The 11,167-nt window shown below is 63.4% G+C and carries 11 protein-coding genes; 2 read left to right on the forward strand and 9 right to left on the reverse strand.

Features of this window, described 5'->3' with window-relative positions:
• Nucleotides 1-346: 346 nt before the first annotated feature.
• Complete coding sequence (locus ACZ60G_RS12955; protein ID WP_465809999.1) at nt 347-1,447, reverse strand: PucR family transcriptional regulator; 1,101 nt, start codon at nt 1,445-1,447, stop codon at nt 347-349.
• A gap of 110 nt (nt 1,448-1,557) precedes the next feature.
• Nucleotides 1,558-3,264: an MFS transporter gene (locus tag ACZ60G_RS12960; protein WP_465810001.1), complete on the reverse strand. Its 1,707-nt coding sequence runs from the start codon at nt 3,262-3,264 to the stop codon at nt 1,558-1,560.
• Between the two features lie 308 nt (nt 3,265-3,572).
• On the opposite strand from ACZ60G_RS12960, the gene ACZ60G_RS12965 reads away from it, so the two are divergent.
• On the forward strand, nt 3,573-4,157 hold the full coding sequence (locus ACZ60G_RS12965; protein ID WP_465810003.1) for a TetR/AcrR family transcriptional regulator: 585 nt from the start codon (nt 3,573-3,575) through the stop codon (nt 4,155-4,157).
• Between the two features lie 223 nt (nt 4,158-4,380).
• Here ACZ60G_RS12965 and ACZ60G_RS12970 read toward each other — a convergent pair whose 3' ends face one another.
• Nucleotides 4,381-5,442 (reverse strand): PucR family transcriptional regulator, encoded by a 1,062-nt coding sequence (locus tag ACZ60G_RS12970; RefSeq protein WP_465810005.1) that lies wholly within the window; start codon nt 5,440-5,442, stop codon nt 4,381-4,383.
• A 371-nt stretch (nt 5,443-5,813) separates the two neighbouring features.
• On the opposite strand from ACZ60G_RS12970, the gene ACZ60G_RS12975 reads away from it, so the two are divergent.
• Nucleotides 5,814-6,125 carry a hypothetical protein gene (locus ACZ60G_RS12975; protein ID WP_465810007.1) on the forward strand — a complete coding sequence of 104 codons (312 nt, stop codon included), beginning with the start codon at nt 5,814-5,816 and terminating at the stop codon, nt 6,123-6,125.
• 148 nt (nt 6,126-6,273) lie between these two features.
• Here the strand turns inward: ACZ60G_RS12975 and ACZ60G_RS12980 are convergent, their stop codons facing one another.
• From ACZ60G_RS12980 to ACZ60G_RS13005, 6 genes are all read right to left on the reverse strand, one after another.
• Nucleotides 6,274-6,774 carry an MTB12 C-terminal domain-containing protein gene (locus ACZ60G_RS12980; RefSeq protein ID WP_465810009.1) on the reverse strand — a complete coding sequence of 167 codons (501 nt, stop codon included), beginning with the start codon at nt 6,772-6,774 and terminating at the stop codon, nt 6,274-6,276.
• 136 nt (nt 6,775-6,910) lie between these two features.
• Nucleotides 6,911-7,201: a cytochrome C oxidase subunit IV family protein gene (locus ACZ60G_RS12985; protein WP_465810011.1), complete on the reverse strand. Its 291-nt coding sequence runs from the start codon at nt 7,199-7,201 to the stop codon at nt 6,911-6,913.
• Nucleotides 7,202-7,204: 3 nt separating this feature from the next.
• The gene (locus ACZ60G_RS12990; protein WP_465810547.1) at nt 7,205-7,726 is read right to left on the reverse strand and encodes a cytochrome c oxidase subunit 3; all 522 of its coding nucleotides are present in this window, start codon (nt 7,724-7,726) and stop codon (nt 7,205-7,207) included.
• A 110-nt stretch (nt 7,727-7,836) separates the two neighbouring features.
• Nucleotides 7,837-8,667, reverse strand: coding sequence for a hypothetical protein (locus ACZ60G_RS12995; RefSeq protein WP_465810013.1), 831 nt, complete (start codon nt 8,665-8,667; stop codon nt 7,837-7,839).
• Nucleotides 8,664-9,488 carry a hypothetical protein gene (locus ACZ60G_RS13000; protein WP_465810015.1) on the reverse strand — a complete coding sequence of 275 codons (825 nt, stop codon included), beginning with the start codon at nt 9,486-9,488 and terminating at the stop codon, nt 8,664-8,666. Before ACZ60G_RS13000 ends, ACZ60G_RS12995 begins: the two co-directional genes overlap by 4 nt.
• Before the next feature lie 411 nt (nt 9,489-9,899).
• A complete protein-coding gene (locus ACZ60G_RS13005) occupies nt 9,900-10,646 on the reverse strand; it encodes a CE1 family esterase (RefSeq protein WP_465810017.1) in 747 nt (248 codons plus the stop codon).
• Nucleotides 10,647-11,167: the final 521 nt, after the last annotated feature.

The raw sequence follows: 11,167 nt of genomic DNA on the forward strand, positions 1-11,167 counted from the left end.
TCGCACCCCGCAGCGCAACGAGCCAGATGTCGGTGAAATATCTAGGCCACTGCGGCGGGGAGCGTACTTCTATGAACTGCCGAACGACGAGACGAGCCTCGACCAGACAAAACGACGGCACACCGATCGTGAGGGCTGACGACTTCTTCGGTGGTTGGTTGGCACACTCACCACAAGCTAACAGGCGCCGAAGATCGGTACCATCCAAAAACTGATTCGCTGCGCATCCATATTCCAAGGGCCTGATATCTGATCCTTCACCGGGTCCACCGCCATCGGCGCCGAATTAGTCGGTGCCCGCCACAGCGGCTCGGCCCGAGCGCGGTCCAGCACAGAGCTGGCCCACTCACGACTGGCCGGCCGATGTCGGGCGGGCCGGTCGACGAACCCGTTCGGCGTGCCTGCAGTAAGTGCGGGCGATGAGCGCCGAATACAAATACCACTGACCATCCGACGATAGTGGGTCCAAACCAGTTAGCGCGGTGATGCGCTCTAGCCGGTTCCCAATGGTGTTGATGTGGACGTTCAGATCGCGGGCTATGCGTCGACGACTGAGGCCGTCGGTGAAACACAGGCGCAGAGTATCCATCAGCTCCGGGAACGGCTCCAGCGGATCCAGCAACGCGACGAGATAATCTGTGCCCGGTCCAGGGCGGGTGAGTTGGAGTTCGAGGGCAAGATCACCGATCCGGTGCATAGCGCCGGTGCGGCCGAGGGCGGTCGCTAGGTCCAGGAGCTCGTGGGTTTGGCGTGCTGCTGCGGGAACTTCCGCCGGTGCCGCTGGCACGGTGGCCGCGGTGAGCGACATACGGGCCGCCGCGGACAGGTTGACAAACAGATCATCGAGAGCATCGTCGGAATCCGGCTCTGGGACCAGGATCGTGCCGCCGAAGGCGGATATGCGTGTCAGTGGGACGCCGTCACCGTGCTGGGTGAGCTCGGCACAGAGACGATTGACCACGAGCCCTGCCGCAGCCGGGTCGGGGCCGATGTCGGCTGGAATCGCCACGGCGATCACCGAATACGATTCCGCGATGTCGATGCCGCACTCACAGGCCAGGGCCGTCGCGTTAGTCGCGCCGCCCAACAGTGCCGCAGCGAGGGCGCGGGCCGCAGTGTCTGGCCGGCTGTTCAGGTGCCCGACATAGGCCGCCGATACCACCGCGGCAGCACCAGCGGCGGCGTCGATCAACGACTCGACCCGGCCTGCAGCCGAATCTCGACAAGAGATGCCTTGCGGTAGTGCGTGTTTGATACTTTCGCGAAGTTCATCGTGCACGGTATCGAGCGGTACACCGGCACGCGCCCAGCGCGTGGCAGCGATCTCCAGACGCCGGGTCGCGTCCGATTGCCGATTGCCATCGAGTGCCGCCGCTAGCAGCTCGCGACAGGGGTCCGCGGCAGTCTGGTCGAGACCGGCGTAGCGGGACGAAACGCTCATCGACATGGGAAACGCCTGTGGTGGAAGGAATTCGAGGTACGGCTGGTTCGTGGTCTATCGAGCTGTGCGCGACCTGGCCGGTCGCGGAGCGAGCCGGCCAGGTCCGCTATCGACGGCTAGTGGCCGACGGTCATTGCTTCGATGCCACCGGTAGCCGGTTTGCGGCCGTGGCGCATGAACACCGCGATCAGCAAGGCGATGAAGCTGAAGCCGCTCATCACCAGGAAGCCCAGCGAGTAGCCGCGATCGGCGAAGACCTGGGGAATAACTTCGGTGAACTTATTGCCCATAACGTTGATCTGTGCCTTGACGGGACTGTTGTTCAACGATGCGGTGACGATCGCCAGGCCGATAGAGGTGCCCATGCTCAACGTGACCCCGAGCATGCTGACGCTGATGCCGTGTTGTTCCGGCGGAACGGCCTCGGTAACGAGTATGGGAACCGACGAATAGAGGAAGCCGAATCCGATTCCGAACACCGCTGCCAGGATGGCGTAGGTGGTCCAACTGTAAGGCAGTACCGCGTATGCGATGCCTGTCCCGGTCATGACCGTGAGAGCCACGATCGCGACAATCCGGCCGCCGACTCGGGTCGCCAGGTATCCGCCGAGGGGACCGAAGATCATGCCGACCAACCCCGAGATGATCCCGATGTGCAGGGCGTACTGCATCAGGCTGAACCCGTCGCCGTAGGTGTAGCCGGGATCGAAGTGAAGTTGGACAGTGGAAAGGGGCAAATTGACACCCGCCATTTCATGCGCCTTATCGATCACGCCCTTGCTGACTATGCCATGCAGCTGGTCCTGGCTGGGAGTTTGCGTCATATACCCCAGCGCGTAGGACTGCACCGCGAGAATTCCGACACCGAGCAGCCCCATCAGCAATACCAGGCTGACCTTGGGCTGACTGAGCAGTTTGACATCCACCAGCGGCCTGCTGATCCGAGCTTCGACAACGTAGAAAGCCACCAGCAGTGCCAGACCGGCGAACAGCCAAGCGACTGTGGTGGGACGACCCCAGCCCCAGTCCTGACCCTTGTCCAGATAGATCAGTGTCAGTGCCACACCGACCGAAAGCAGTACCGCGCCGACAGGATCGATGCGATCCTTCACCCGCAACTTGGACTCCGGAACTACGATCATAACGATCGGCACCATGATCAGCGTGAAGACGCCGAGAACCCAGAACATCATGCGCCAGTCGTAATGGTCGACCAGATAGCCCGCGACGATCGGCGCCAGCACCCCGGAGAATCCCAATCCGGTAGCTGTCACGCCGAGCCCGATGGGAACCCATTTGCGTGGCAGCAGGTCCCGGACCAACGCCCACGAAATGGCCTGCGTGGCGATGGCGAACGCCTGCAACCCACGCCCTATCAGAAACCAAGTCCAGCTATGGGTGAGCGCATCGATCAAACATCCGACGATGAAGAACAAGCCGCAAATAATGAAAATCCGCTTCTTACCCCAGATATCGCCCATTTTCGCCAGCAACGGGGTTGCCGACGCGCCCACCAGGCCCAGGATGATGATGGTCCAATTGATGTTGGCGCCGACATTCGGGAAAGATGATGTCATCTTCTGTAACGCTACGGACACCATGAAGTATTGCAGCGGGACCACTTCGGTAAACAGCACGATCGCAGCTAGCACAGCGATTATCCGTGCCGTTGACGCGCCGGCCAGTTGTCCGGAATCGACGGATTTCTCGGTGTCGTCCGGCGTCGGATCAGTAACGGTGGACATGGATGCTCCTAGAGAACAAGCAACATTGATTGGATAAATCGCTACAGATGTTCGGCCGAAAGCGATCTTGTCTTTCACCAGGCTTTCCAGGGTTGCGTCGAGCCTGGTGCAAACGTGGGCGGGTTGTGGGCGTACCGACGGTGACGGCCGCTGGGGACGAAAGGGTTCGGGCCTGCTCGTGCGGGCTTCGCTCGCTTTGATCGGCGAGTGCGGCCTGGGCGATATCGAGTTGTCGCTGCTCGCGCACATGTTGCGAGCCGGTCCTGCACATACGGCAAAGAGCAGCAGATATCGACCGAAGCTAGCCGATCGGCTATCTCGGTAGAGGCTAGCCCATCGGCTAGCCGAGGCGCAAGGTCCACTAGTCGATCGGCTATTGTCGAGGGGTGAATCCCGCAGATAGCGCCATCACCGCTGCACGCGGTAAATACAGTGCCGCACAGAACCGCACCATCACGACTGCGCACGAACTGTTCGGCATTCACGGCGTCACTGGTACGTCGCTGCAAATGATCGCCAATGCCCTCGGCGTCACGAAAGCGGCTGTGTACCATCAGTTCAAGAGCAAGGACGACATCATTCTCGCGGTGGTCGAGACTGATGTGGCGGGATTGGCGGACGCGATCGTTGCCGCGGAGGCCGAGGACAACAGTCTGCGGGCGCGCGAAGTACTGCTCAGCCGGGTGATCGACCTCGCCGTCGAGCGTCGACGACTGGTTGGTGTACTGCAGAACGATCCGGTCATGATCCGATTCTTGGCTGAACACGAGCCGTTCCAGCTGCTGATCGAACGCCTCTATACCGTGCTGTCCGGCGATGACGCCGAAGCGGATATGCGGGTCCCGGCCGCAATGCTCTCGGCCGCCATCGCGGGGGCCGCTGTCCATCCTCTCGTGGTGGACATCGACGATGAGACACTGCGAAAACATCTCATGCACCTGACACGGCGGATTTTTCAGCTGCCGGAATGAGCCGCACGTGAGCTGTCGACGAACGCGCGCCGAGAATCGCGGCGGCTGCGGCCCAGCCGTCCGGGAGGTAGACGCGTCGGCAGACGTCGGGCGCACCCTCCAGGCCGACGACGAGTTCGTCTCGGACCGTCACTCCCATGAGCGCGCCGTGCGGTTTAGCTCAGGAGGAGGCTGGTGGCTTCGTTTTCGACCAGGACGAAGGTTGAAAAGAGTGTGCACGGAATTATGGCGATGCTGTCGGGTCGGACAGGTATGTGCGTACGGTGAGCGCGGCGTGTAAGTACCATTGGCCGGTACCTGTGGATGGGTCCAGGCCGGTGAGTGTGGCGATTTGTTTGAGTCGGTAGTCGAGGGTGTTCTCGTGGATGCGGAGGGTGCGGGCTATGGTGCGGCGCGTGAGGTCGTCGCGTAGGCGCAGGCGCAGAGCATCTAGCAGATGTGGGTGCGGTTGCAGTGGATCCAGCACTGCGGCTAGGCGTTCACGTCCCGGACCCGGCCGGGTGAGGTGGTATTCCAGTGCGAGGTCGGCGAGGGTGTGCAGATGCCCGGTGCGACCGAAGATGCGTGCGATATCGAGTAATTCGTGGGCATGCTGGGCGGCATCAGGGATGTCTGCGCGTGGTGCGCGCGCACAGGCCGCGGTAAGTGGAATCTGTGCCGCCGCTGCGAGTTGCTGTACGAGTGCTGTTGGGGTGTCGTCGGTGTCGGTGGTCGCGACGAGAATTGTGCCGCCAGTGGCTGATAACCGGGGCAGGACCTGATCGCCGTACCGGGCCGTGAGTTCGGGACCGATGCGATGCAGTGCGGGCTGGTGTTGCGGTGGGTTGTCAGGGGCGCCGGATGACACGGATACGGCCACTACCCAGTATGTGCTGGCGAGGGCGATTCCGTACTCGCGTGGGAGTCCGGCGGGGCTTGTCCCGGCAAGCAGCATGGCAGCGAGTGACTGAATCCGGGCCTGCCGATTGCCGAGTAGTACCTGCTGGTAGGTCTCCGAGACCACGGCGGTGGCGGTGATGAGCGCCTCCGCCATCGAGTCGGTGTTGCTGATGGTCCGACCAGCGGAGGTGCGGGTTTGCAGTGCTTGTTTCAGATTCTTGCGCAATTCAGTGTGGAATGCGTGCAGCGACACTCCGCTAGTGGCGGAGTGCTCGGCGGAGAGTTGGAGGTGGCGGAGGGCGTTGGGCGTGCCGTGGCCGCGCAGCAGTGAATCGACCAGTTCGTGGCATGCGCCCGATAGGGTGGGTTCCGGGCTGCTTCCAGTGGAGACGACAGTAATCGACATGTAATTACCTGCCTGGGGTGCCACGGTCGCGTGAATTGGCCAGTGACATGATTTGGTGACCGGCGGCACGTCGGGGGTTGGGTTATTTCGGCCTGGATGGCCGGCTGTGTCGGCGCGCGGTCTCGGCGCGCGGTGTCGGTGAGGTGGCGGCACGGGGGCGCGGTGATGTCGTCCTGGCACCGTCGTCGGTGGGGATCGAGCTCGATCGGTTATTCTCGCACTCGTGACCTGGGCAGATAATGAAACTGGTGGGGTGCCGAGGCATCGTGGCTACACCGCCGTGCAGCAGCGCACCGTCGACACGGCACTGGCGTTGTTCGCCGAGCGCGGTGTCGGCGGCACCTCGTTGCAGATGATCGGATGCCCTCGGTGTGACGAAAGCCGCTGTCTACTATCAGTTCAAGTCCAAGAACGACATCATCCTCGTAGTGGCCGACACCGAACTGGCGAGGCTGCAGGCGGCGATCGGCGCCGCCGAAACCGAGGAAGGCGATCTGCGAGCTCGGGAGGTCCTGCTTACCCACGTGATCGCTCTCACCGTACAACGTCGGCGACTGGTCGGTGTGCTGCAATCCGATCCGCTCATGGTGCGATTCCTGGCCGACCACGAGCCGTATGCCCAAGTGATGGAGCGATTGTTCACGGTTTTGGGCGGGGCGGACCCGACATCGACATGCGGGTAGAGGCGGCGATGATGTCGGCGGCCATCGGCGGCGCCGCCCTTCACCCGCTGGTGATCGATCTCGATAATGAGACGCTGCGGTTTCATCTGATGCGTTTGGCGCGGCGACTTTTCCGGCTTCCCGAGTAACCCGGTTGTCTGCGTGGTGGTCAGCAGCCGGGAACCGGTCCGCCTTGTAGTTCGACCAGCGCGCAGAACGTCGTCGCCGCGACCTTCCACTGACCGTTTTCCTGCACCGCCTGCCCGGACTGATCCGGCAGCACCGGGTTGCCGCCCATCAGAAGCGTGTACGTGACGGCGGCATGCGTAGCGTCGCTCGCCTGCACCGCGGACACGGTCGCGGTGGTCTGTACGGCCGGGTTGGCGGCCTGGGCCTGCAGTACCGGTGCGAAGGTCGCACCGTTCTCGACCAGAGCGACCCGCTGATCCACCGGCGTTTTGGTGTCGAAGAATGCCACGAAGGCGTGAGTGACGGCGTTGGTCGTCGCCGAATCGGCTTGTGCTGCAGCCGATGATGTCGGCGCTGAGGTGGCGGTCGTTGTCGTTGTGCTGCTCGGCTCTTTGTCGGAGCCGCACGCGGTTGCGGTGGCGACAGTGATCGCGGCGATGCCGCACCAGGTCGCGATGGTGCGAATGGTGGTGTTGTGCATGATGAATCCTTTCGTGGGCGGTGGTTCAGTTGCTGTGAGCGAGGTGGTGAGCGGGACCGGCCTGGCCGGTCCCTACACCAGGGCACGCGCGGTCGCGTTGGTCGTGCCCCGGGCGCGGTGGTCGCCAGGTGGTTCATTACCCGACCGCCAGGCCCGTGTAGTAGCTGCCGAGCAGGGCCACGGCGATGAGCAGGACCCACAGGTCGGTGAGGCGGCGCAGCAGTACCGGGGCGTTGCGCACTTCCATAAATTCGCGAAAGATGATGCGCACCTTGATCACTGCCATCACGATCGCCGCGGAGGCGATCACGGTGCTCGGGCGCAGCGCGCCGCCGTGATCGCCGGAATCCACCCCCAGGTAGACGAGGGTGATTGTTGACAGGACCAGCCAGGCGAGGAGCAGTCTGTTATTGCGGACGATGATCACCGGTCACCTCACTACGTAGAGCAATGCGAAGATGAGCACCCACAGGAAGTCGACGGTGTGCCAGTACGTGGCAGCGGTTTCGACCAGTTGCTGGGAGCGTCGCGCGGGGTTGCGGAGCTGGTAGACGATGACGCCCACGGCGATGAAGCCGATCAGCAGGTGCAGCGCGTGGATGGCGGTCAGGAAGAAGTAGTAGGAGAAGAATTCGTCGTTGGTGAACCCGTACCCCTGCCGGGTCGCCTCGATCCACTCGAGCACTTTCGACCCGAGGAAAACGACCCCCAACAGCGCCGTGAGCAGAGCATCCCGCATCGCGGACGAGTAGGCGCCGGCGCGTGATGCCTGCACACAGCGTGCAACCGACCACGAACTCGCCAGCAGGACAAGGGTATTGAAAATCCCGGCGGGCAGGCTCAGGTGTGCTTGGGACCGCAAGAACGCCTCGGCGTGCTGGGTGCGGTTGAACAGGTAGACGGCCAGGTAGCTGGTGAAAACCAGGGTCTCGAAAAGCACGAACGCCCACATGTCCGGCTGCCCCGGCACGAACCTGGCAGGCGGCGCGCTCTCCGTGGCATCTGCTACCACGGTTATCTCGTCGTTTCCGTGCGGGCCGGAGCCGGCGGTTGCCACACTCGTCACAGTGCCGCCCCTGCCGCAGGCACGGGGTCTTCGTTCGAACGCAGCGCCGGAAGCGGCCCGGTACCGAAGTCCTCACGTTCGATCATTTTCCGCAGCAGCATGATGAACGCGCCGGTGTAGATGCCGAAGACGACCATGTCGATCCACCAGGCGATCAGCCCGTTCCAGGCCAGCACGCCGTTTTTGAAGATCCACGCCGGTGAGACGACGATCTCGGTGAGCGCGTTGCACAGGTTCAGGTAGCCGAACCACTTCGGGAACACTTCGTTGCGGTCGAGCAGGATCGCCAGCATCCACACGAGCGACCCGATCAGGAACACTCCCATGGTTCCCACATACGACAGGTACCCGAAGTCGTAGAGCCAGCTCATCAATGCGGGATCGCGATCCGGGCGCATCGCCGCGACGGTGAACGCGATGCACATCAGCAGCATGCCCGGGACTGCGGCCAGTGAATACAAGACCAGATAGGAGTAGGCGAAGGCCCGGCTGACCGACATGCGCCGCATCGAATACGCGATCAGCGCGTTGTTCACCGCCGTGAAGCCACCGACGAGGAATATCAGCGCGAATCCGATGACCAGGCCGTTGTGGTGGCCGTTGAACCAACCGACGACCCTGGGGACGGGCCAGTCCGGATGCGTCGGCGGCTGGGTGCGCGTGAGCACGAAGAACGACACGGTGAAAACGTTGTAGAAGGCGATCTGTGACCACCATGCGAACCACAGCTCGCGCTTGGGATTGTTGCGGCACTCCCAGACGAACCCGCGCAACCGGCTCCGCGGCGGCTCGAGCGGGCTCAGTGATTGTGTTGCGACGGCGTTCATGCTGCACCCACCACCACACCGGCGCTTTCGGTGGCCTCGGCGGCGCGCTGCCGATAGATCACCCGGCCCAGGACGACTCCCATGACCACGACCCAGGCGCCGATGGCGATGTTCTTGACCCAGAACGGCAGCAATCCGTTCCACGCCATTGGACCGTCCAATGACAGGCCGACGAACGCCGCCGGTGCCAGCGCGGCAGCGACGAGCAGATTGAAATGCCCCACCCACGGCCGGAATACGGGATCGGGCTGGCGGTCAAGATAAACCGCCAGGGCAATGAGGATGCTCTGCGCGATCAGGAAGGGAACTCCACCGCTGAAGGTGACCCACGCAAGGTCGTTGAACATCTGCGTCAGCTCGGGATCTCGCTCGGGACGGAACGCGGCGAGCAGCCAGAACAGGTTGGCGATGAGGAATAAGGTGGGACCGCCGGCCGCGCAGCATAGTACGGCGTAGGAAAAGATCGGCGTGCGATGCGCCATCCGGCGGACCTGTAACACGATCAACGCCAGCAGCGGGATCAAACCCACACAGAACCAGTTGAAAATGACCATGCTGTAGCGGATCCGGTTGAGGTTGCCCGGATCCCGATAGAATGCGGCGACCTGCTCCGAGGACATCGACGGCGACATCGGATGGAGGAAGCCCGGGAACAGGAAGAACGCGGAGAGCCAGATGATTGCCAGCGCGGGCAATGTCCACAACAGGATCAGCTCACCATCGCCGAACGCCCAGCCACGGTCGGTGTGTCGGGGCTGGTGGCAGTTCGCGGGGGTGTCGGCGCTGTTCCCCCCGCTGCTATCTAGTTCCTGATCAGGCATTATCCTCAACCTTGTGTACGTATTCCGGTGCCTCCGGGCAGGAGCGCACGCGGTGGTGGGAACGATGGTGGTGACCACCAGCCGCGTTGCCTAGCCGATCGGCTAGCCGGGTTCAGGGTATCCGATCGGCTAGCTCTAGAACAAGGTTTTCGGGGACTACTCGCAGGTGGCGGTCAGGAGCCGCCGTGGTCCGGTAGCGGATGCGTCTGGAAGAAGTCCCACATGATTTGATTCGCGCTGATCGACTCGGTGGTGGCCCCGACGAAGGCTGCGGGAGTCAGCCCGGCGGTACTGCCGGGCCAGGTGTGCCCGCCACCGTCGATCGAGTAGAACTCGACAGCAGCGCCCGCGGGGCACGGGTAGCTCAGCAGCGTGACATCGGCAGCGATCTGCCGCCGGCCCCATCCAGGTCTACTCGCGCGCCGTTCCGGTCCAGGCGGCCGCGTGGGCGCGCCGCAACGGATGCGGTCCCGAACCGAGACGCCCCGGCAGCAGCCGCCCGCCCGGACCCAGCCCCCCAGTGTAGGCGAGCAGGGGGTCGCCCCTTCCGTGAAATGCCACGGCCGGAACAGATCTCGACGGCTGGCACCACGGATAGTCCTGCAATCCGGCCACCAGTGCCACGGCCGCGACACGGTCGGCGAGTTGGCAGGCGATCGACGAGGTGGTGAACGCTCCCATCGACAGACCGGTCACGTACACGCGCCGCTGATCGACACATAGCGTCGATTCGATATGCGACATCAGGTCGGCCAAGTAGGAGATGTCGATGCTGCCGGGACCGTAGTCCCACCGGGGAAGGCCAGGCTGGTTGAGTTCCGGGGTGATCGTGATGAACCCGCGGTCGCGGCCGAACTGACCCAACCCGCTCTCGGCATGCTCGATCAACGCGAGTTCGAGATAGCCGTGCAGATCGAAGACCACCGGCATGGGCCGCCCGGCCGCGAGGTCGGCCGGGACGTCCTGGATGTAGCCGCCCGACTTCCCCTGCGCCGCGAACGTCGAGACGGACACGGCCGGTGGCGCCGCGGACCCGGCGCAACCGGCCGATGCCTGCGGATCGACGGCGGACGGCGGATTCGCCGATGCCGGGACGCCGACCTGGACTGCGACGGCGTCCAGCGTCGCGGCCCCGAGCGCCGCGAACCGTTTGAACATTGGGCTTCCCCTTTCGAGAATGGCGTTACCATGTGATACGCGACACTAGCCGGACGGCTAGATGTTCGTCCACCCGAGAACTCGGAAAGCTCAAAGCTGGAGTTGCCCATGTCCATGAGTTCCGCCACCCCGCCCGCCACGGGCGATACCGGCCGGCTCGACGGGCCTCGCGGCTGCGTATCTACGCAGTGCTCGCCGTGACCGTGCTCGACACCGAAGTGGCTCCGCCGCGATACATCAGGGTGGCTGTGGCGCTGCAGAAAATGACCAATTCCTTTCCCCGATCTCGGCGCCAACCTCAACCGAACGATCATCATCCTGGGCCTAGTCGGCGCTCCAGCGACTCTGCCACTAGGCAAGATGAGCGGTGTCTGCGGCAAGAAACGCCTGTTCGTGAGCGGCGGGCTTTTTCATCGCCGGCTGTCTCGTCGACGCATTGGCCAGCAACTGGGCCATATCCTGGCGTGGCAGACGGCGTGGTCCCGACGCCGATAGCGCCCGAGTCCAGCACCGCATTGGTG

It is taken from the genome of Nocardia sp. NPDC102475, assembly GCF_055584605.1.

Bases quoted from the DNA above. Each gene is read 5' to 3' on its own strand.
- ACZ60G_RS12955 (WP_465809999.1), bottom strand. From the start codon at position 1,447: ATGTCGATGAGCGTTTCGTCCCGCTACGCCGGTCTCGACCAGACTGCC.
- ACZ60G_RS12970 (WP_465810005.1), bottom strand. From the start codon at position 5,442: ATGTCGATTACTGTCGTCTCCACTGGAAGCAGCCCGGAACCCACCCTA.
- ACZ60G_RS12980 (WP_465810009.1), bottom strand. From the start codon at position 6,774: ATGCACAACACCACCATTCGCACCATCGCGACCTGGTGCGGCATCGCC.
- ACZ60G_RS12990 (WP_465810547.1), bottom strand. From the start codon at position 7,726: ATGTGGGCGTTCGTGCTTTTCGAGACCCTGGTTTTCACCAGCTACCTG.
- ACZ60G_RS12995 (WP_465810013.1), bottom strand. From the start codon at position 8,667: ATGAACGCCGTCGCAACACAATCACTGAGCCCGCTCGAGCCGCCGCGG.
- ACZ60G_RS13000 (WP_465810015.1), bottom strand. From the start codon at position 9,488: ATGCCTGATCAGGAACTAGATAGCAGCGGGGGGAACAGCGCCGACACC.
- ACZ60G_RS13005 (WP_465810017.1), bottom strand. From the start codon at position 10,646: ATGTTCAAACGGTTCGCGGCGCTCGGGGCCGCGACGCTGGACGCCGTC.